17 protein-coding genes are annotated in these 21,377 nt (G+C 70.1%); 4 read left to right on the top strand and 13 right to left on the bottom strand.

Annotated elements, in window-relative coordinates; genetic code table 11:
* Nucleotides 1-132: 132 nt before the first annotated feature.
* The 6 genes from CH341_RS13145 to thiM form a co-directional block, all read right to left on the bottom strand.
* Nucleotides 133-1,362 carry a LeuA family protein gene (locus tag CH341_RS13145; protein ID WP_111419478.1) on the bottom strand — a complete coding sequence of 410 codons (1,230 nt, stop codon included), beginning with the start codon at nt 1,360-1,362 and terminating at the stop codon, nt 133-135.
* 322 nt (nt 1,363-1,684) lie between these two features.
* The gene (locus CH341_RS13140; RefSeq protein ID WP_111419477.1) at nt 1,685-2,551 is read right to left on the bottom strand and encodes a fumarylacetoacetate hydrolase family protein; all 867 of its coding nucleotides are present in this window, start codon (nt 2,549-2,551) and stop codon (nt 1,685-1,687) included.
* Nucleotides 2,552-2,737: 186 nt separating this feature from the next.
* Entirely contained in the window at nt 2,738-3,814 is a 1,077-nt protein-coding gene (locus CH341_RS13135; protein ID WP_111419476.1) for a TRAP transporter substrate-binding protein, read from the bottom strand.
* Between the two features lie 198 nt (nt 3,815-4,012).
* Nucleotides 4,013-4,810, bottom strand: coding sequence for a bifunctional hydroxymethylpyrimidine kinase/phosphomethylpyrimidine kinase (thiD, locus tag CH341_RS13130; RefSeq protein WP_111419475.1), 798 nt, complete (start codon nt 4,808-4,810; stop codon nt 4,013-4,015).
* Nucleotides 4,810-5,469: a thiamine phosphate synthase gene (thiE, locus tag CH341_RS13125; protein WP_111419474.1), complete on the bottom strand. Its 660-nt coding sequence runs from the start codon at nt 5,467-5,469 to the stop codon at nt 4,810-4,812. Before thiE ends, thiD begins: the two co-directional genes overlap by 1 nt.
* Nucleotides 5,469-6,290, bottom strand: a complete 822-nt coding sequence (gene thiM, locus CH341_RS13120; protein ID WP_111419483.1) for a hydroxyethylthiazole kinase — start codon at nt 6,288-6,290, stop codon at nt 5,469-5,471. The genes thiE and thiM overlap by 1 nt, the downstream gene beginning before the upstream one ends.
* A 266-nt stretch (nt 6,291-6,556) precedes the next feature.
* Here thiM and CH341_RS13115 point away from each other — a divergent pair, with 266 nt between their 5' ends.
* Nucleotides 6,557-6,793 carry an Lrp/AsnC ligand binding domain-containing protein gene (locus tag CH341_RS13115; RefSeq protein WP_111419473.1) on the top strand — a complete coding sequence of 79 codons (237 nt, stop codon included), beginning with the start codon at nt 6,557-6,559 and terminating at the stop codon, nt 6,791-6,793.
* Nucleotides 6,794-6,908: 115 nt separating this feature from the next.
* Here the strand turns inward: CH341_RS13115 and CH341_RS13110 are convergent, their stop codons facing one another.
* The 7 genes from CH341_RS13110 to CH341_RS13080 form a co-directional block, all read right to left on the bottom strand.
* Entirely contained in the window at nt 6,909-8,252 is a 1,344-nt protein-coding gene (locus CH341_RS13110) for an outer membrane protein (protein ID WP_170149605.1), read from the bottom strand.
* A 189-nt stretch (nt 8,253-8,441) separates the two neighbouring features.
* Entirely contained in the window at nt 8,442-9,371 is a 930-nt protein-coding gene (locus CH341_RS13105) for a DMT family transporter (protein WP_111419471.1), read from the bottom strand.
* A gap of 206 nt (nt 9,372-9,577) precedes the next feature.
* Nucleotides 9,578-10,492, bottom strand: a complete 915-nt coding sequence (locus CH341_RS13100; protein ID WP_111419482.1) for a c-type cytochrome — start codon at nt 10,490-10,492, stop codon at nt 9,578-9,580.
* A 9-nt stretch (nt 10,493-10,501) separates the two neighbouring features.
* Entirely contained in the window at nt 10,502-10,939 is a 438-nt protein-coding gene (locus tag CH341_RS13095; RefSeq protein WP_111419470.1) for a c-type cytochrome, read from the bottom strand.
* Between the two features lie 205 nt (nt 10,940-11,144).
* Nucleotides 11,145-13,445, bottom strand: coding sequence for a xanthine dehydrogenase family protein molybdopterin-binding subunit (locus CH341_RS13090; RefSeq protein WP_245431031.1), 2,301 nt, complete (start codon nt 13,443-13,445; stop codon nt 11,145-11,147).
* A 239-nt stretch (nt 13,446-13,684) separates the two neighbouring features.
* Nucleotides 13,685-16,870 carry an efflux RND transporter permease subunit gene (locus tag CH341_RS13085; protein WP_111419468.1) on the bottom strand — a complete coding sequence of 1,062 codons (3,186 nt, stop codon included), beginning with the start codon at nt 16,868-16,870 and terminating at the stop codon, nt 13,685-13,687.
* A 10-nt stretch (nt 16,871-16,880) separates the two neighbouring features.
* Nucleotides 16,881-18,071: an efflux RND transporter periplasmic adaptor subunit gene (locus tag CH341_RS13080; protein ID WP_111419467.1), complete on the bottom strand. Its 1,191-nt coding sequence runs from the start codon at nt 18,069-18,071 to the stop codon at nt 16,881-16,883.
* Nucleotides 18,072-18,409: 338 nt separating this feature from the next.
* On the opposite strand from CH341_RS13080, the gene CH341_RS13075 reads away from it, so the two are divergent.
* The 3 genes from CH341_RS13075 to CH341_RS13065 all read left to right on the top strand — a co-directional run.
* Entirely contained in the window at nt 18,410-19,399 is a 990-nt protein-coding gene (locus tag CH341_RS13075) for a S1C family serine protease (protein WP_245431030.1), read from the top strand.
* Nucleotides 19,400-19,608: 209 nt separating this feature from the next.
* On the top strand, nt 19,609-20,364 hold the full coding sequence (locus CH341_RS13070) for a nuclear transport factor 2 family protein (protein ID WP_111419466.1): 756 nt from the start codon (nt 19,609-19,611) through the stop codon (nt 20,362-20,364).
* Between the two features lie 7 nt (nt 20,365-20,371).
* Nucleotides 20,372-21,377: ankyrin repeat domain-containing protein (locus CH341_RS13065; protein ID WP_210208281.1), on the top strand; the 1,006-nt coding region annotated here is incomplete at its 3' end.

Raw genomic sequence — 21,377 nt, 5'->3', positions numbered from 1 at the left:
ACGCGGCCTACGGCCGCTCCTCACCATGAGGAGAGAGGGTGACAAGAAAACGGGCGCCCGCAGGCGCCCGCTCTTTCTGGAAGGTTTCTTGGACCGGCGGCGCGCCCGCCGGCCGTCGTCACCGGCGGTTCTTCAGGCCGCCTTGCCGAGCACGTTCTTGGCGAGGTCGCGGAACTCGCCCTTGCTGAGCAGCTTCTTGTTCTTCATCGAGTAGGCCTTCACGGCCTGCAGCACCGTCATGGCGTCGTCGTCCGACACCTGCATGCCGAGATCCTGCAGCCACATGTTGACCGAGTCGATGCCCGAGCCCTTGCCCATCACGATGTCGGCGGGCGGCTGGCCGACCGCGTCCCAGCGGATCGGGAACAGCTCGGTGGCCATCTGCTCGCCGCAGTTCTTGAACCAGCTCGCGATGATGCCGGACTCGATCTGATAGAGGCCCGAGCCGACGATCGCCTTGTTGGACGGCACCTGCACGGCGGCGAGGCGCTGCACCAGATTGGCGAGCGGGGTGAGCTTGGTGGTGTCGATGCCGATGTCCTGGCCGTACATGGTCTTGAGCGCCATGACGACCTCTTCCATCGGGGTGTTGCCCGAGCGCTCGCCGATGCCGAGCACGGTCGTGTGCATCACCTCGACGCCTTCGGCCAGCGCCATGATGGTGTTGGCGACGCCCATGCCGAAGTCCTGATGGAAGTGCGCCTCGAGCCGGACGTTCAGGCGTTTCTTCACCTCGCGGGCGAAGTAGCCGGCGGCGTGCGGCGACAGGACGCCGAACGTGTCGACCAGCGCCACGGCGTCCATGTGGCCTTCCTTGCCGACGCGCTCGATCAGGTCGATCGCCCATTTGAGCTCGGCACGCGAGAAGTCGATCGGGAAGAACACGACCTCGAGCCCGTTGTCGTGAGCGTAACGGGTCGATTCGATCGAGGTCTCGATCGCCTTCTCCATCCGCCAGCGATAGGCGTTCTCGACCAGGTGCATGCTGGAGGGGATCTCCATCACGACGCCCTTGACGCCGGTGTCGATCGCCCGCTTCACGTCGTCCTTCATGCAGCGCGCGAAAGCGAAGATCTCGGGGCCGAGATTGCGCTTCACGATCTCCTTGATCGCCTCGTTGTCGGAGGGCGACACCACCGGCATGCCCGCCTCGATGCGATGCACGCCGGCCTCGGCCAGCGCCTCGGCGATCCTGATCTTGTCGTCCTTCGAGAAGATCACGCCGGTCTGCTGCTCGCCGTCACGCAGCGTGACGTCGTGAACCTTGATCTGCTTGGCGAAGTTCAGCCCCTTGGTGGCCTCTTCCGCGTAGTTCCACGGGCTCACGAACCAGTCTTTGGCCTTCCACGGCTCATTCGCCATCTGGCTGCTCCTCTCACGCTGTCGTCTTGTTGATCGACGTTGGTCGGTCGTGCTGCCTGCGCCGGACGACGCGGCAATCGTTTCGCTCCTGGGGCCGACACTCTACAGGCATTGTATTCGGGCCGTGACGGAAAAGTCGCACCGTGGCGTTGCTCAATTCTCCGATCAGTCATGCAAACGAAGCCGAACATGGGGCCCCTGCAAAACCCGCAGGGCACGCCCGATCGGCCGCAGGGACGGCCGTTTCGCAGCGCCACGCGACGCGGCGCCGCAGGCCGGCGGGGACGCCGCGAGCAGCGCCGCCGCCGGCCGCGATCTCACGTCAGGAGATCGGGTTGGTGAGCTCGCCGATCCCCTCGATCGCCACCGTCACGATGTCGCCGGGGACGAGAAACCGCTGCGGTTGGAACCCGATACCCACGCCGGCCGGGGTCCCGGTGGCGATCAGGTCGCCGGGCTCGAGTGTCACGTAAGCCGAAACGGTGGCGATGATGGTCGGCGTGTCGAAGATCATGTCGCGCAGCGGCGCCGACTGGCGGGGCTCGCCGTTGACGGCGGTCGTGAGCATCTGGCCGTCGAGCGGCCCCATCTCGTCGGCGGTCACCAGCCATGGACCGACCGGACAGAATCCGTCGAGGCTCTTGCCCAGGAACCACTGCTTGTGGCGCTGCTGGAGGGCGCGGGCCGTCACGTCGTTGACCACCGTGTAGCCGAACACGAAGTCGAGCGCCTCCTCGGCCGAGACCTTGCTGCAGCGCTTGCCGATCACCACGCCGAGCTCGCCCTCGTAATCGGTCGTGCCGGTCGGATCGTCGGAGGCCGGCACCGGCTGCAGCGGATCGGCGAGCGACGACGTCGCCTTGGTGAAGACCACCGGAAACTCGGGGCTTTCCTGCTTGTCGCCGGACTGGTCGACGCCGCTGCGGGCGAACTCCCGCGCGTGCTCGTGATAGTTCTTGCCGACGCAGACGACGTTCTTGGTGAGCGGCCCGACCGGCGCCGCGAGCGTCTGGCTGGAGAGCGCGACGGGGGTGCCGTGCTGCAGGCGGTCCGGCCCGGCCTCCAGGAGCGCGATCACGTCGCGCAGGTCGCGAACGGGGGCACCGTTCATCAGGAGAGGTCGAAACTCGTCGTCCGAAAGGGTGCCGAAGATCTTTCCGTCGGCGGCGTGAACGGCGGCGATGCGCATGTTGTCGGGCTGGCTTTCCGGTTGCCGGCCGGTCGCGGCCGGGGAATGCCGGCCGAAGCCGGCCGGTCGCGGCCGGATGTTATGTCATGTCGCCGGACCGCGAAAGCCGCCCGCCTCGCGCCGCGCCATGCTGCGGCGCCGCACGATCGCTGCGCTGCAGCAAACCTGATCAGCAGCCGCTCGTGATCAGGAGCCGCGCGCTTCCAGCACGGCCCGGATCGAGACCCGCGACCAGCCCGCCACGCGATCGCGGAAGCCCGTGTAGGAGTCGTGGACCTTTCGGGCCATCGGATTGCGCCCGGCGAGCTCGGCCAGGATCTCGGCCGACTGGGCGCGGGCGGCGGCGACGATCTCGTCCGGGAACGTCTCCAGCTTCACCTTGTGGCGCTCGACCAGGGCGGCCAGCGCCTCGGCGTTGAGGCGCTCCATCTCGGACAGCGCGAAGGTCGCCTCGGCCGCGCAGGCATGCGCGACGATCGCCTTGAGATCGGCGTCCAGACCGCTCCAGGCGGCGAGCGAGACGAGGCACTCGCCGGTGCCGTTCGGCTTGTTGAAGCCGGGGCCGTAGTAGTGCGGCGCGACCCGGTAGAGACCGAGCGCGATGTCGGTGCCGGGGCCGACGAACTCGGCACCGTCGAGCACGCCGGACTGCAGGCTGGTGAGGATCTCGCCCGGCGCCGTCGTCTGCGGCGTCGCGCCGAGCCGGCGATAGACCTCGCCGCCGAGCCCGAGCGAGCGGATCTTCAGGCCGCGCAGGTCGGCGATGCCGACGACCGGCTTGCGGAACCAGCCGCCCATGCAGACGCCGGTGTTGCCGCCCATGAACGGCTTCACCCCGAAGGGGGCGTAGAGCTCGTCCCACAGCGCCTGGCCACCGCCGGCCTCGACCCAGGCGACGTGCTCGGCCGGGGTGAGGCCGAACGGCACCGTGGTGTAGAAGGCCGCGGCCGGCTGCTTGCCTTGCCAGTAGAACGCCGCGGTGTGGCCCATCTCGACGACCCCGCCGCCGACCGCGTCGAGCACCTCGAAGGCCGGCACCACCTCGCCCGCCGCATGCACGGTGATCTGCAGGCGGCCACCCGACATCGCCGCGATCCGCTCGGCGACGCGCTCGGCCGACATGCCGGGCCCGGGCAGCCGCTTCGGCCACGACGTCACCATCCGCCAGCGCTTCGCCTGGGCGAGCGCCACGGCGGGCGCCGAGACCGCGGCGGCAGCGCCGATCGCCGCCCCCGCCAGATGCCGCCGGGTGATGGTGGTCATGTCGGGCTCCTCAATGGCTGCTGGGCTGTCACGGCGCCTCGCTCGTCCTCATGGTGAGGAGCGCCCGAAGGGCGCGTCTCGAACCATGAGGCCCGCGACGTGGCCGCCGTCGTCCTTCGAGACGCGGACCTTCGGTCCGCTCCTCAGGACGAGGGCGGACGAGGCCGTCGTGCAGGCCCTGAACGGCGCCCGCCACCCTCACCACCACTTCGAAAAATGGTGCACCGGGCCGTGGCCGGAGCCGATGGTCAGGCGGTCGGCGGCGGCGATCGCGGCGGCGACATAGTCCTTCGCGGCGCCGACCGCGTCGGCGAGCGACAGCCCCTTGGCGAGGCCGGCGGCGACCGCGGAGGACAGCGTGCAGCCGGTGCCGTGGGTGTTGCGGGTGGCGACCCGCGGCGCCGAGAAGCGCTGCACGCCGTCCGGCGTGACCAGCAGGTCGGCGCTCTCGGGTCCGTCGGAATGGCCGCCCTTGATCAGCACGGCGCGGGCGCCGCGCGCCAGCAGCGCCTCGCCTTGCGCCCGCATCTCGGCCTCGCCGGTCGCGACGTCGACCCCGAGCAGCGCCGCCGCCTCGGGCAGGTTGGGCGTGACGAGGTCGGCGCGCGGCAGCAGGCGGCGTGTCAGCGTGTCGATCGCCTCGGGGGCGAGCAGGCGCGCGCCGCTGGTCGAGATCATCACCGGGTCGAGCACGATGTTCCCGGCGCCGTGCCGGGCCAGGCCGTCGGCGACCGCGTCGATCGCCGCCGGCACCGAGAGCATGCCGATCTTCACGGCATCGACGGCGAGATCCGAGAACACCGCGTCGATCTGGGCCGCGATGAAATCCGGCGGCACGTCGTGGATCGCCGTGACGCCGCGGGTGTTCTGCGCCGTCAGCGCGGCGATCACCGAGGCGCCGTAGACGCCGAGCGCCGAGAAGGTCTTGAGATCCGCCTGGATGCCGGCCCCGCCGCTGGAGTCGGACCCCGCGATCGTGACGGCGATGGCGGTCATCACTCCGTCCGCTCGGCCAGCACGCCGTCGACCACCGAGCGGACCGTGCGGGCGGCGAGCTCCGGGTCGGCGGCGAGCGACAGGGCCGAGATGACGGCGACGCCGTCCGCGCCGGCCACGATCACGGCGGCCGCGTTGGCGGCGTCGATGCCGGCGATGCCGACCACCGGCATCAGCGGGGCGCGCCGGCGCAGCACGGCGCGGATCGCGGCGAAGCCCTCGGGACCCATGGGCGGCGCCGGATTGTCCTTGGACAGCGTCGCGTAGACGCCGCCGACGCCGGCATAGTCCAACAGCTCGAGCGGCACGCTCTCGGCCTGCTCCAGCGTCTTGATCGAGTGGCCGATGACGGCGCCGGGTCCGAGCAGCGCGCGGGCGTCCTCGATCGCCATGTCGTCCGGGCCGACATGGACGCCGGCCGCCCCGGCGGCGAGCGCGACGTCGACGCGGTCGTTGACCACCAGCGGCACGCCGAGCGGCGCCAGCAGATCGACCAGGGCGCGCGCCTCCTCGATCATCCGGCGGGTCGAGCCGAGCTTGTCGCGGAGCTGCACCAGCGTGGCGCCGCCGGCCACCACGGCGCGGGCGAGCTCGACCAGCGGGCGGCCGCCGGCGCGCTCCGGATCGACGATGGCGTTGAGGCGGACATCGATCGGCATCAGCTCACCCTGGCCCGTTCATGGAGATCTTCGCGGTCGAGATCGAACAGCGCGTCCAGGATCGCGGTGGCGAGCGTGCCCGGGCCGGCCGAGACGACGGCGGCCCGTTCGCCGGCGACGCCGAGACAGACCAGCGCCGCCACGGTGGCGCGCCAGGCGTCCGGCTCGACCGCCCGGCAGGCGGCGACCAGGGCGGCACCGGCGCAGCCCATGGCGGTGATCCGCGCCATCCAGCGATGGCCGTTGGCGACCGCGACCAGGCGCTCCGGGCCGGCGACCAGGTCGGTCTCGCCGGTGAGTGCGATCACGGCCTGGCTGTCGCGGGCGAAGCGGGCGATCGCCGCCGGCTCCGGCGCCGCGCCCGACAGCGTGGCGAACTCCGCCTGGTTGAGCCGCATCGCGGCCGGCCGCATCGCCAGCAGCGCCTGCCCGAAGCTGGCGCGGGCGGGCGAGCGGTCGACGAACACCGGGTCGAGCACCCACGGCACCTCGTGCTCGCAGGCCGCATCGATGGCGATGCCGATGGCGGCCCGGCGGGTCTCGTCGAGCGTGCCGATGTTGATGACGAGCGCGTCGGCGCCGGTCACGAAGGCGGCGACCTCGTCGGCCGCGATGGTCATCGACGGCACGGCGCCGGCGGCGAGCAGGAGATTGGCCGTGTAGGTCTGGGCGACCGTGTTGGTGATGCAGTGGACGCGCGGCCGGCGGGCGCGCAGCCGCTCCAGCACGTCGGCCGCCGTCTCGACGAGCGTATGCGCGGCCGCGGCGTCGCCGGCACCGGCGCGCTCGCCCGTGGACGCAGTCTCGCTGGAGAACGGCATCTCGAGCTCCCTCCGCCGGCATGACCCGGATCAGGTTCGACGGGTTGGCTGGCCGCCCGAGCTGGCCCGGACCGGCCTTCGCCTCTCAGCCCGGACGCGGATTCGCCGGACACCCCGCTGAGATTGCAGGCGGAAACTAGTCGCTCCCCCGCCCCGGTGCAAGGGCGCGGCGACACGCTTGCGCTTGTCAAACCGGCGCGGTTTTGCTCGATTGCGGCGACCGCGCGCCGGCGCGGCGTGGCGCCGCAGGGCGCGAGGGAAATCCGATGATTCCGTTCTTCGTGCAGATCAAGTGCAACCTCGGCAAGTCGTACCAGGTCGCGAACCAGCTCGCCGACGCCGAGATCGCCTCGGAAATCTATTCGACGGCCGGCGACTACGATCTCCTGGTGAAGTTCTATGTCGAGCCCGGGATCGACATCGGCCACTTCGTCAACCAGAAGGTCCAGACCATCCCGGGCATCATGGACACCAAGACGATCATCACGTTCAAGGCGTTCTGAGGCCGCGAGCGGCGGCCGGGCCGTTGCCCGGCGATGACCTCGGACACGAAAAAAAGCCCCGGCGGTTGCCGGGGCTTTCGTGTTTCCGATCGGATCGGCGGTCGGCGCGGTCCGCTCAGTAGCGGGCGACGACCGGGGTCGGCGTGTTGAACGAGTAGGTGAGGCCGCCGCGCACGACCTGGATGCGGTTCTGGAACTGCGCGACGTCGCCGAAAGAGGTGACCTCGTTCGTCCCGAAGTCCATGTAGAGGTACTCGACCCGCGCCGACCAGCGGTCGTCGAGCGCCGTCTCGATGCCGCCGCCGAGCGTCCAGCCGGTCTTGGTGGCGGAGCTCGTCACGCCGGCGAACTCGTTCGTCAGCTTGGCGAACGCGACACCACCGGTGCTGTAGATGTAGGCGGGGCCGGTGCTGGTGCCGACGCGCACCCGCGCCGTGCCGTACCAGTCGGTCTTGGTCCCGAACCCGGACGACGTGTCGTACCAGTCGCCATGCACGTCGTCGATCCCGAGATAGCTGAAGTCGCCTTCGACGCCGACCAGCCAGTTCGAGAAGGCCAGGTAGTTGTAGCCGATATGGCCGCCGCCGGCGAAGCCGAGGCCGTTGACGTTCTCCTCGCCGTTGAAGCTGGGCGCCATGACCTGCGGCACCTTGACGTTGGAGATGCCGAGCCCGGCGTTGACACCGGCGTAGAAGCCCGACCAGCGGGCCGGCGACGAGAGCGGCGAAGCGAACAGTGCCGTCAGGTCGAACGGGCCCTCGCCGAACTTGTAGTTCAGGCCGGTCTTGAGGACATGGGCCTTGTTCGAGAAGGTCGACGTCGCGGCGGCGCCGTACGGGTTGCCGACGAAGCTGTTGTCGCCGAAGTCGATGTAGAGATACTCGGCCGTCGTGCTCCAGCCGCGGGCCAGCTTGGTCTCGATGCCGGCGCCGACCGTCCAGCCCCAGCGGGTCGTGGTCTCCTCGACCCCGAGCACGCCGGTGTCGCCGCCGAACGTCTCCCTGATCTTGGCCACCGCACCGCCACCCGTGACGTAGAGGAGCGACGGGCCGGTGACGTAGCCGAAGCGGCCGCGCAAGGTGCCGTACCAGTCGGTCTTGACCGCGACCGTGATCGACGTGTCGTTGAAGTCCCGGAACTCGCGGTTGGTGCCGAGGATGCCGAAGTCGCCCTCGATGCCGATCAACCAGCTCGGAGCGAACTGAAAGTTGTAGCCGACGGTCGCACCGGCGGCGATGCCCATGTCGTTGACATGAACTTCACCCGGCCGATAGGCGTTCGTCGCGCTCGACTGAGCGAGCGAGTTGCCGAAATAGCCGCCGATGTAGAAGCCGGTCCAGTTCCAGGCGAGCGGCGCGACAGGCGGGGCCTTGACCGGCATCCGGGCTGGAAGATCGGCAGCAGCAGCGATACCGGCGAATGCGAAGAACGCGACCCCAGCCAAAAGCACCCGTCTCATTCGCCCCATCCTTTGAGAGACAATCCCCTGAGTCGGACGTTACGCCGGCCGCGCTCGCGCTTCCATTAACACGTGCCCTCTCCGGGCCTGCGGAGGACCGACGAGGTGCGATTCGCGTCCGTGTGTGCCGGTCCCGCAACACACGGGCGGAGCCGGCCGGACTGTGACGCGCCGAAACGCGGCGCCGTCCTACTCCCGCGGGCCCGACGCGCCGTCGGTCTTGGCCCGCCGCAGGCGGAGCTGGCGCTCGCGCCAGATCACGAACAGGCCGGACAGCACCACGATGACGGCGCCGACATAGGCGTAGAGGGTCGGGATCTCGCCGAACACACCCCAGCCGATCAGGAAGGCGAACAGCAACGCCAGGTAGTCGAACGGCGCCATCATCGAGGCCGGAGCGTAGCGGTAGCTCTCGGTCAGCAGCAGATGCGACATGCCGCCCAGGAAACCGACCGCGATCAGCGCCGCGAGCTGCGGCCAGGTCGGCGTGATCCACACGAAGGGCACGATGATGGCGCCCGCGATGGTGCAGATCAGCGAGAAGTAGAACACGATCGACGAGGTCGTCTCGCTGTCGGTCAGCCGCCGCGTCTGGATCACGGCAAAGGCGTTGGTGAAGGCCGAGCCGATCGCGCACAGCGCGCCGATCGAGCTTTCGGCCGAGCCCGCCGTGACCAGCCGGCCGAGGCCGAGATACGGCCACAGCATCACCAGGACGCCGCAGAAGCCGACCCCGACGGCGGACCAGCGATAGGCGCGCACCCGTTCCGAGAGCACCACGGCGGCGAGCGCCACCGTGATCATCGGCGCCGCGAAGCTGATCGCCGTCGCGTCCACCAGCGGCAGGCGCGACAGCGCGGCGAAGTTGAGGAACATGCCGACCACGCTGATGCTGCCGCGGCCGAGATGGCCGAGCGGCCGACTGGTCTGCACCGCGGCGGCGAGCTCGCGCCGCGCCGCATAGATCAGCACCACCGGGATCAGCGCGAACAGGCTGCGGAAGAACACCACCTGGCCGAGCGGGATCCCGGCCTCGCCGACATAGCGGACCAGGGCCGACATCAGTGCGAACAACAGCACCGAGATGACCTTGATCAGGATGGCGGCATTGACGCTCATGGCGGGAGAAAGCAGGTCCGGGGGCGCGGAGGCGCGGGGCAGCCGCCTTTCTGGCACGCCGCGCGCTGCCGGGAAACCCGCCTGGACGGGACCCGGATGCCCGCGACACTTTCGAGCATCGGCGGACCGAGTCCGCTCCGGTCTCCGGCTCGTCCCCGCGACAGCTGGACCGAGCGGAGCACCGGTCGATCTCGGCGAACCAGACTCTACTTCCGCTCCGGTTTCGGCGGACCGTCGACGGGCGGGAGCGACTTCAGGTACTCGGCCATGGCGTCGCGGTCCTGGGCGGAGAGCTCCCTGGTGTTGCGCACCACCGCCGCCATCGTGCCGCCGACGGAATCGCCGTCCGGCAGGTCGCCGGTTTCCAGCATGTAGGCGATGTCCTTGGCGGACCAGCTCGCCAGTCCCTTGCCGGTGATGTTGGGGACGAAGCCCTCGCCCTCCGGATTCGGCCCCCCGGCGAACCGCTGCGACGCCACGACGCCGCCGAGCGCATTGCGCGGCGAGTGGCATTCGGCGCAGTGGCCCGGGCCGTTCACCAGATAGGCGCCGCGGTTCCACGCCGCCGACTTCGTCGGATCGGGGCGGAACGACAGACCGTCGAGATGGAGGGTCTTCCACAGCCCGATGCCGCGCCGGACCGAGAACGGGAACGCCATCTCGTGGTCGGGCGCGCGGCCCTGCACGGGCGGCAGCGTCTTGAGAAAGGCGAACAGGTCGCGGATGTCCGCCGTCTCCATGCGCTGGTACGACGTGTAGGGGAACGCCGGGTAATAGTGGCTGCCGTCCGGCGAGGTGCCGTCCTGCATGGCGGTGACGAAGGCGGCCTCGCTCCAGCGGCCGATGCCGTCGTTCGGATCGGGCGAGATGTTGGGCGCGTGGAAGGTGCCGAACGGCGAATGCAGCGGGGCGCCGCCGCCGAGCCGGGTGCGATCCTCCTTCGAGGACGCGTGGCACGAGGCGCAGCCGCCGGCGAAGAACATGGTGCGGCCGTTGGCGAGATCCGGCGTATGCGGCCCCAGGGCCGCGGCGGGCACGCGCGTCGGCTCGGTGAGGACGAAGAACACCGCGACGCCGGTCCCGAGGACCAGCGTCGCGGCGATCACGAGGATGCGCAGCAGGCGCACCGATCAGCTCTTCTTCATGCGGTAGGTCTCGTGGCAGCCGCCGCAGTTCTTCTGCACCTCGGAGAAGGTGGACTTGAAGCTCGCCTCGTCCTTCACCTTGGCCTTGGCCTCGGTGGCGTCCTGGGCGAACTTGGCGAGCTTGGCCTGGAAGTCGCTCATGTTCTGCCAGATGCGGGGGTCCGCCGCGGTGTCGCCGCCGGTCTTGGCGGTCTCGGGATAGAGCGCCTTGCTCTTCGTCGCGGCGTCGGCATAGGCCTGGAAGATCGCTTGCGCCTTGGCGAGATCGAACGGCATCTCGCCGCGCGCCATCAACGCACCGGTGCGGGCCTGATCGCCGTTCGCCTTCATGAGCGCCTTCCGCTCCGCGATCGGATCCTGCGCGGCGACGGCAGTCACACCCGAGACGAGCACAGCGGCGGCGAGCATCGTACGGATCGTCATGAGGTCTCCTGTTTTCGGTGATGTCCCGCACGGGCCGGTCCGGCGGGGAGCCGGCGCTGAGGCGTTGATGCGACCCGGAGGGGCATCCAAGCTTTAGCGGCATTCCAATGTGGAGGCATCTCGGCGCAGTCCGAGGCAGATCACGAGTTCGCGAGAGACTTTTGATGACAGGCGCCGGGGCCTGTGGCGATTCGACCGCGGTTCGTCACATGGTGTGCATGCGGTCGTGCTCGCGGATCGTCGCCCACACGGCCTCGGAGGTCGCCGGCATGTCGATCTCGCGGATCTTGAAGGCGCGCCACAGCGCATCGACGACGGCGTTGATCACGGCCGGCGCCGCCCCGATGGTGCCGGCCTCGCCCGCCCCCTTCACGCCGAGCGGGTTGGTGACGCAGCGCACGTTGCGGGTCTCGAACACGAAGCCCGGCAGGTCTCCGGCGCGCGGCAGCGCGTAATCCTGCAGCGTGGCGGTGACGAGCTGGCCGGACTCGCGATCGTAGACGGTGCGCTCCATCAGGGCCTGGCCGATGCCCTGCCCGGCACCGCCGTGGATCTGGCCGGCCAGCAGCAGCGGATTGAGGGTCGCGCCGACGTCGTCGACGATCACGTATTGCAGGATCTCGACCCGGCCGGTCTCGGGGTCCACCTCGACCTCGGCCAGATGCGTGCCGTTCGGATAGGTCGCCACCTTGGGGCTGAACGTGTCGTCGACCGTCAGGCGCGCGGCGCCGTCGCCCGCCGCCGCGGCGACCTCGGCGAAGCCGACGGCACGATCCGTGCCGGCGATGCGCACGACGCCGCCGGAGAATTCGAGATCGGCCGCCGCGGTCTCGAGCGAGTCGGCGGCGATCTCCTTCACCACCTCGGCTAGCTTCCGGGCGGCGCCCGCCACGGCGACGCCGCCGCACGGAATCGAGCTCGAGCCGCCCGTGCCGGCGCCGGTGGCGATGCGATCCGTGTCGCCCTGGACGACGCGCACGCGGTCCGGCGGCAGACCCAGATGCTCGGCGACGATCTGGGCATAGGCGGTGTGATGCCCCTGCCCGGTCGACTGCGAGCCGATCAGCACCGTGACGACGCCGTCGCGGTCGAGCGTCAGCGTCGCGGTCTCCGGGCCGACGCTGCCGCAGGCCTCGATATAGGTGGCGAGCGCGATGCCGCGCAGCTTGCCGTGCCGCCGCGCCTCGGCGGCCCGATGCGCGAAGCCGGTCCAGTCGGCGATCTCCTGGGCACGCGCCATGTGGGCGGCGAACTCGCCGGAGTCGTAGACCTTGCCGGTCGGCGTGCGGTGGGGCATCGCGGCGGGCGCAATGAAGTTCTTCCGGCGCAACGCGTCCGGCGCGAGGCCGAGATCGCGCGCCGCGGTGTCGACGAGGCGCTCGATCACGTAGGACGCCTCCGGCCGCCCCGCCCCGCGATAGGCGTCGACCGGCACCGTGTGGGTGAACACGCCGCGCAGCGTCACGTGGCAGGCCGGGATGGCGTAGACGCCGGGCAGCATGCCGGCGCCGGCATACGGGATGTAGGGCGCGTAGCAGGACAGATAGGCGCCCATGTCGCACACCGAGTCGACCGAGAGCGCCAGGAAGCGATGATCGGCATCGAGCGCCAGGCGCGCGGTCGTGACATTGGCGCGGCCGTGGCTGTCGCCGAGGAAATGATCGGCGCGGTCGGCGATCCAGCTCACGGTGCGGCCGAGCCGCTCCGCCGCCACCGCGGCGAGCGCGTATTCGCGATACGGAAACAGCTTGGTGCCGAAGCCGCCGCCGACATCGGGCGTGATCACCCGCATGCGCTCGGGCGGTATCTTCAGCACCTTGCCGGCGATGATGTCGCGCACCGCATGCGAGCCCTGGCTGCCGAGCGTCAGCGTGATGCGGCGGTCGGCCGGATCGAACGCCGCCGTGACGGCGCGCGTGTCCATGTAGTTGGCGACCAGGCGCTGATTGACGAGCCGCAGCTCCACCACATGGGCCGCGCTCGCGAGAGCCTTCTCGGTCGCGGCCTCGTCGCCGAGCGTCTGCGTGTAGGCGACGTTGCCGGACGCCGACGGCCACACGGCCGGCGCGCCCGCGCCGATCGCCGCGACCGGATCGACCACGTGCGGCAGCGCCTCCCAGTCGATCGCGATCGCCTCGGCGGCGTCGCGCGCCTGCTCGACCGTGTCGGCGACCACGAAGGCGATCGCGTCGCCGACATGCCGCACGATGTCGCGCGCCAGCACCGGGCAGTCGGGAACCTCGACCGAGACGCCGTGCGGAATGCCGAGGCACGGCATCGGGCCGAGCGCCGTGATGTCCTCGGAAATCAGGATCAGCCGCACGCCCGGCAGCTTTCGCGCCGTGTCCACGTCGGTGATGCGGAAGCGCGCATGCGCATGCGGGCTGCGCAGGACGACGGCGCGCAGCGCATCGGCCGGGACGAGGTCGGCGACATAGCGGCCTGCGCCGCGCAGGAAGGCGTCGTCCTCGGTGCGGGTCACGGCCTGCGAGATGCCGAACTGCATGGGCGATCCTCGGTCACGGTTGGGGACGCCGATCGTATCCGGCATCGATCATGACGCCGTGACGACCGCAGTCCGGGGGCTCACGTCAAGCTAGTGCGCGATGTCTGTCGCGTCCATAAGCGCGCATCCAGCCCCGGCGACCGAGATCGCGGCGGACGCCCGCCGGCCACCGACCCGCACACGCGAAAGCGGCGGCGCCGCAGGGCGGCACCGCCGGTTCACGATGCGGTTCCGGCGCCTCACTCGGCCGGCTGGCCGGTCGGCGTGCCGGGCGGGATCTCCTCGCCGCGGCGGCGGCCGCCGCGCAGGCCGGCGAGCCAGCTTCCGACCACGTAGAACGCCGGCGTGAAGATCAGGCCGAACGTGGTGACGCCGATCATGCCGGAGAACACCGCGGTGCCGAGCGCCTGGCGCAGCTCCGAGCCGGCGCCGGTCGCCCACACCAGCGGCACCACGCCGAGGATGAAGGCGAGCGACGTCATCAGGATCGGCCGCAGGCGCAGGCGCGCCGCCTCGACGGCCGCCGAGGCGCGGTCGCGCCCCTGGTCCTCGAGCTGCTTGGCGAACTCGACGATCAGGATGGCGTTCTTGGCCGCCAGTCCGATCAGCACGATGAAGCCGACCTGGGTCAGGATGTTGTTGTCCAACCCGCGCAGGATGACGCCCGTGACCGCGGCGACGAGACACATCGGCACGATCATGATGACGGCGAGCGGCAGCGTCAGGCTCTCGTACTGGGCGGCCAGCACCAGGAACACGAAGACGACGCCGAGCCCGAAGGCGAAGATCGCGGTGTCGCCGGCCTTGAGCTGCTGATAGGCGAGGCCGGTCCACTCGTAGCCGATGCCGGGCGGCAGCGTCTCGGCGGCGAGCTTCTCCATGATGGCGATGGCCTGCCCCTGCGAGGTGCCGGGGGCGGAATCGCCGTCGAGCTCGGCGGCCGGGTAGAGATTGTAGCGCGGCACCCGGTACGGGCCCGAGATGTCGCGCATGGTCGTGAAGGCGCCGAGCGGGACGGTCTCGCCGCGCGAGTTGCGCACCCGCAGGGTCAGCACGTCCTTCGGCTCCAGCCGATGCTCGGCATCGGCCTGGGCCTGGACCCGGAAGGTGCGGCCGAACAGGTTGAAGTCGTTGACGTAGGACGAGCCGATATAGACCTGCAGCGCGTTGAACACGTCCGACATGTTGATGCCGAGCAGCTGCGCCTTGGTGCGGTCGATGTCGAGATAGAGCTGCGGCGTCGAGGTCTCGAACAGCGAATACACCTGCCGGAGCCCGGGTGTCTGCGCGGCGCGGCCCATCATGGCGTAGACGGAACCGAGCAGCGCCTGCGACCCGACGCCGTCGCGGTCCTGCACCATCATGCGATAGCCGCCGGCATTGCCGATGCCCTGCACGGGCGGCGGCAGCACCACCACCATGAAGGCGTCCTGGATGGCGGCGAGCTTGCCGAACAGCGCGCCCTGGATGCCGACCGCGGACTTGGACGGATCGCCGACCCGGTTCTCGAACGGCTCGAGGATCAGGAACATGGCGCCGGCGTTCGGGGCGTTGGTGAAGGTCGCGCCCGAGAAGCCGACGATGTTGATGACGTGGCCGACGCCGGGGGTCGACAGCGCGAGATCGGCGGCCCGCTTCATCACCGCGTCGGTCCGCTGCAGCGAGGATCCGGGCGGGAGCTGCGCGGCGACGATCAGGTAGCCGCGGTCCTGCTGCGGGATGAAGCCGCGCGGCGTGTTGCGGAACTCGTTGAGGCCGTAGCCGAGCACGGCGGCGTAGGCGAGCAGCATCAGCAGCGTGAGGCGCACGACGCGGCCGGCGAGCCAGCCGTAGCCGCCCGCCACCGCGTCGAAGCCGCGGTTGAACAGGCGGAAGAAGCCGTGCACGGGCTTCTCGAACCAGCGCTCGCGGTGGTGCGGATCGTGCGCCTTCAGCAGCAGCGCGCACAGCGCCGGCGACAGCGTCAGCGACACCATCAGCGAGATCAGGGTCGAGCCCGCGATGGTGAGGGCGAACTGCTGGTAGAACTGCCCCGAGATGCCGGTGATGAAGGCGGTCGGCACGAACACGGCCGAGAGCACCAGCGCGATGGCGACCAGCGCGCCGCCGACCTCGTCCATGGTCTTGTGCGCCGCGTCGCGGGGCGACAGCCCCGCCGAGATGTTGCGCTCGACGTTCTCCACCACGACGATGGCGTCGTCGACCACGATGCCGATGGCGAGCACCAGGCCGAACAGCGACAGATTGTTCAGCGAGAAGCCGAACAGGCTCATCACGAAGAACGTGCCGACCAGCGAGATCGGAATCGCCAGGATCGGGATGACGGCGGCCCGCCAGGTCTGCAGGAACAGGATGACGACCAGCACGACCAGGATGGCCGCCTCGAAGATCGTCTCGACGACGGCGCGCACCGAGTCCGCGATGAAGGTGGTCGGGTTGTAGATGATGGCGTGCTTGACGCCCTCCGGGAAGCCCGGCGCGAGGCGCTCCATGGTCGCCACCACGCCCTGCCCGGTGGTCAGGGCGTTCGAGCCGGGACGCTGGAACACGCCCAGCGCGACCGAGGGCTGACGATCGAGATAGGAGGTCGAGGAGTAGTCCTGGGCGGACAGCTCGACGCGGCCGATGTCCTTGATCCGGACGACGGCGATGTCGCTCTGCTTGACCACGACATTGGCGAACTCCTGCGGATCGCTGAGACGCCCGAGCGTGCGCACCGCGACCTGGAAGGCGAGCTGGTCCGGCACCGGCGGCTGGTTGAGCACGCCCGAGGCGACCTGGATGTTCTGCGCCTGCAACGCCGCCGTGACGTCCTGGGCGGTCAAGTTGAGCGACTGCAGCCGATCCGGATCGAGCCAGATCTGCATGGCGTAGTCGCGGCTGCCGAACACCGTGATGGAGCCGACGCCATCGACGCGCGACAGCACGTCCTTCACCTGGATGTTGGCGAAGTTGGAGATGAACAGCGTGTCGCGCGACGAGTCGGGCGAGTAGAGATTGACCACCATCAGGATGTCGGGCGAGGCCTTGTTGACCGTCACGCCGATCTGCTGGACCTGGATGGGCAGGCGCGGCTGCGCCACCGCGACGCGGTTCTGCACCTGCACCTGGGCGATGTCGAGATTGACGCCGATGTTGAACGTCACGGCGATCGAGAAGCGGCCGTCGGCGGTCGAGTTCGAGGAGATGTAGAGCATCCCCTCGACGCCGTTGATCTGCTGCTCGATGGGCGCGACCACGGTCTCGGCCACGGTTTCGGCGCTGGCGCCCGGGAACTGGCCCGTGACGTTGATGACGGGCGGCGCGATCTCCGGATACTGGGCGACCGGCAGCCGCAGATAGGCGACCGCGCCCAGGATCACGATGACGATCGAGACGACCGACGCGAAGATCGGCCGCTCGATGAAGAAGTGGGACAGCTTCATCGCGAGATTCTCAATCGGCCTTGGCGGCGGCCGGCGCGCCGGCGGAGGCTTGCGGGCCGGCCGAGGCCTGGGTGGCCTCCTCCTTCGGCGTCACCTTCTGGCCCGGACGCGTCTTCGCCATGCCGTTGACGATCACGCGGTCGTCGAGCTTGAGGCCGGTCTTGACCACCCGCAGCTTGCCGTCGAGCTGCCCGAGCGTGACGAAGGTCTGGCGGGCGACGTTCTCGCCGTCGACCACGAAGACGAACTTCCTCACCTGCTCGGAGCCGATCGCGACGTCGGGCACGAGCAGCGCGGTCTGCGGCTGCGACGCCGGCACGCGTACGCGCGCGAACATGCCGGGCGTGAACAAGCCGTTCGGGTTGGGCAGCACGGCGCGGCCCCGGATCGTCCCGGTCAGCCGCTCGATCACGTTGTCGACGAAGTCCATCCGGCCGACATGCGTGAAGTCCGGCTCGTCGATCAGCTTGAGGGCGACCTCGAGGCCACCGGAGCGGTTGGCCGGGCCATCGCCGGCCGAGCGCCCGTAGCGCAGATAGGCGGCCTCGTCGAAGGTGAACTCGAAGCGGATCGGGTCGTAGGTGACGATGGTCGCGAGCAGCGTCGTGCTGCCGCCGGTGCCGCCGGTGACGAGGTTGCCGATGGAGACGCGACGGTCGCCGATGCGCCCGGTGATCGGCGCCCGCAGCTCGGTGAACTCGAGATCCAGGGTGGCCTGTCGCACGGCGGCCTCCTGGGCCGCGACCGACGCCTGCGCGACGCGCTTGGTCTGGGTGCGCTGGTCGAAGGTCTGCTCGGTGATGGTGCGGTCGCGCACCAGCTGCTGGGCGCGCGACAGATCCGCTTCCGCGAAGGCGAGATTGGCGCGCGCCTGCTCGAGGGTCGCCTTGGCCTGGTCGAGCGCCGTCTGGAACGGACGCTTGTCGATGGTGAACAGGAGGTCGCCCTGCTTCACCTGCTGGCCGTCCTTGAAATGGATCTGGTCGAGATAGCCCGATACGCGCGCCCGCACCTCGACCGAGTCGATCGGGACGAACCGCCCGACATACTCGTCGTAATCGGTCACGGTGCGCTCGACCGGCTTGGCGACGGTGACCTGCGGGGGCGGCGGCGCCGCCGCCTGCTGCTTCGTCTCGCCGCCGCATCCCGCCAGAACGAATGCCACACTGACGGCGACCAGGCGCGCCCAGCTCGAACTCATGACAGCTCCGTCGGAAGTTTTGCGACCATCGACATCGCGCATCCTTTAGGCCCGAGTAAGGCCCGCCTGGGAAGGAAGCCCGGCGTTGGCGCGACGTCCCGATGGTCTTCCATAACCGCGTGGCATTCCCCATATCCGCCCATGCCATGCAAGTCCATAAACTAAATGATCGAACCCGGAGTTCGCCCGAGGCTCGCGCGCACTCCGATCGAAACCGCAGCCTAGCAACGGCGGGACGGTATCGTCATGACGGTTACCGAAGCCTGTCGGACGCATTACGAATTCGTAACGTCGCCGCGGACGAGACCGGCAACATCGATGCGAACGACGGTTTCGTCTTGAACGAAAATTCCGCTTCTCGCGCGGAAATACCCGACAACCCCGACGACACCGCGCTGCTCGACGCCTATTCGCGGGCCGTGACGGCGGTGGTCGATCACATCGGTCCGGCCGTGGTCCGGCTCGACGTCGCCGGACCGAACGGACGCGCCGGCTCCGGATCCGGCGTGATCCTGTCGCCGGACGGTCTCGTGGTCACCAATCATCACGTGGTCGCGGCGAGCCAGCGGATGCGGGTGACGACCGCGGACGGCCGTCAGCTCAACGCCCGCGTGGTCGGCACCGATCCGGACACGGATCTGGCGCTGGCGCGCGTCGACGAGAACGTCGTGCTTCCCGCCGCCGCGCTCGGCGACTCGCGAAAGCTGCGGCGCGGCCAGCTCGTCATCGCCATCGGCAACCCGCTCGGCTTCGAGTCGACCGTGACGGCCGGCGTGGTGTCGGCGCTCGGGCGCTCGCTGCGCGCCTCCAACGGGCGGCTGGTCGACGACCTGATCCAGACCGACGCGGCCCTCAACCCCGGCAATTCCGGCGGCCCGCTGGTCGCCTCGCACGGCGAGGTGGTCGGCATCAACACGGCGATCATCCAGGGCGCCCAGGGCATCTGCTTCGCCATCGCGGCCAACACGGTGAAGCACGTGCTCGGCGAGCTGGTGCGGCACGGCCGGGTGCGGCGGGCCTGGATCGGCATCGCGGCCGCCCAGACCGCCCTGCCGGCGCGGCTGCGCCATCTCGCCGGCGTCGCCCAGGAGAGCGCCGTGATGGTCGCCTCGGTGGAGCCGGGAAGCCCCGCCGCGACGGCCGGCATCACGCCCGGAGACGTCGTGCTGGCCATCGAGGGCGCACCGGTCACGGGCGCCGACGAGCTGGTTCGCAATCTCACCGGCGAGCGGATCGACCGCACGATCGCGATCGAGCTTCTGCGCGACGGCAGCCGCCGGACCGTGTCGCTCGTCCCGCACGAGCGGCCCCGCCGCGCCGCCGCCTGAGGCCTCCTCGCGAGGCACGCCTGCGGCCGGCCCGGCGAAACCGGGCGGTTGCGGCCTCATGTCTATTCTATTTTTGAGTTTACATCGCGTCTGACGCCCGTTTAGGTTGTCTCCGCAACCCGCGGGCGACTCCCTCCGCCGTGCCGGGCGGGCCGCCGCGCCCGTCCCGCCGGAGGTCGGCGTGCGCCCGCAATCCGGAGGCGGCCGCGATGCTGTTCTACGTGCAGATGAGGTGGAACTATCAGGGGCGGATCTCGCAGGACAAGCTCTGGGAACTGGAGGCGCTGGAGGGCGACCATGGCGTCGAGGGGATCCGGGCCGGCTTCGTCCAGCTCTACAAGGTGGTGTCGCAGCATCGCATCATCGCCATCGTCAACGCCGACTCGCTCGACGACCTCGACCGCAACTCGATGGGCTGGCTGCCCATGCGCGAGTATCTCGAGTTCGAGCAGGTGTGGGCGCTGCGCGACTACGAGGGCTTCCTGGCCGACGTGAAGGCCAAGTTCCCGCAGCCGGGCCAGCCCGCCCCCCTGCCCGTTCCGGTCGACCCGGCCGCGACCCGCGAGATCGCCACGGCCTGGTTCCGCAACCTGAGCGAAGGCCGCTCCGAGGATGCGCTGAAGCTCGTCGATCCCGACGTGATCTGGGACAACGTGCCGCCGGTTCCCGGCGTCAGCGACCTCGCGCCGTGGCTCGGCTCCTATCGCGGCCTGCCGGCCGTGCTGAAGAGCTTCGAGGTGTGGGCCGCCCACTCGAAGATGCTCAGCTTCACGCTGCTCGGCGATGTGCTGGTGGAGGGTTCGCGCGCGGTCGGCATCGTGCACGAGCACGCCCAGTGCCTCTCCAACGGCAATGAATACGACCTGCAGGTGGCGACCTTCCTGACCATCCGGAATCGCCGCATCGTCGAATGGCGGGTGTGCTGGGACGTCGCGCCGCTGGTGCGCGCCTATCGTGGCCTGTGAGGCCGCGATGTCGGCCGGCCCACCGGACGATCTGGTCCACGCGGTCCGCTTCGGCACGGCGGCCGAGGTCGCGGCCCTGCTGGCGCAGGGCCGGTCTCCGGATCTCCCGGACGCCGCGAGCGGGCTGACGCCGCTGATGTTCGCGGCCGGCCTGGGCGACCGCGACAAGCTGGCGGTCCTGATCGGAGCGGGCGCGCTGGTCGATGCGCTCGACCGCAAGGCCGGCGCGGCGGCGCTCCACAAGGCCTGCCAGGGGGCGCACACCGAGGCCGCGAGGATGCTGGTCGAAGCCGGCGCGTCGGTCGACCTGCAGGCGACGTCGACCGGCCACACGCCGCTGTTCGAGGCGATCTGGTTCAAGGCGGACGACATCGTCGCGCTGCTGCTCGACCGCGACTGCCGGCTGTCGCCGACGAGCTATTACGGCTTCACGCTCGACCAGCATGTCGCCTACGCAAAATCCGTGAGCCAGGGCGCGGGCGACGCCGAGAAGCTCGCGCATATCGAGGCGCTGATCGCGGGCCGTCGCAGCCGCGACGCGGCCGCCGAGAGCGACGCCGTGCTGATCCGGGCCGTGCACGCGAACGACCTAAACGCGCTGCGCGGCGGGCGCGCGGCGGGCGCGCCGGTCGATCGGCGCTGGCCCGTGGTCGGCGGCTTCGACGACGGCCACACGGCGCTGCTGGTGGCGGCGCGCGACGGCCGCACCGAGATGGTCGGCCTGCTGATCGAGGCCGGCGCCGACGTCAACGCGGTCGAGCCGGTGTTCGGCGCCGTGCCGCTGCACAAGGCGACCTACAACGGTCGTCTCGACATCACCCGCCGCCTCGCCGCGGCCGCCGGCGTGGACCTGGACTATCAGGGCCCCTCGAACGGCTACACGCCGCTGCACGACGCGCTGTGGCACGGCTTCGCCGACTGCGCCGAGGTGCTGGTCGACGCCGGCGCCGTAACCCCCTCCCTGTCCTCCCCCACAAGGGGGGAGGGAACGCTGGAGCCGCGACTCTCGAGCA

The sequence above is a fragment of the Rhodoplanes roseus genome (genome assembly GCF_003258865.1).
GTDB classification, from domain to species: domain Bacteria; phylum Pseudomonadota; class Alphaproteobacteria; order Rhizobiales; family Xanthobacteraceae; genus Rhodoplanes; species Rhodoplanes roseus.
The sequence above is the reverse complement of the archived record's forward strand: the minus strand, read 5'-3'. Positions and strand labels throughout refer to the sequence as shown.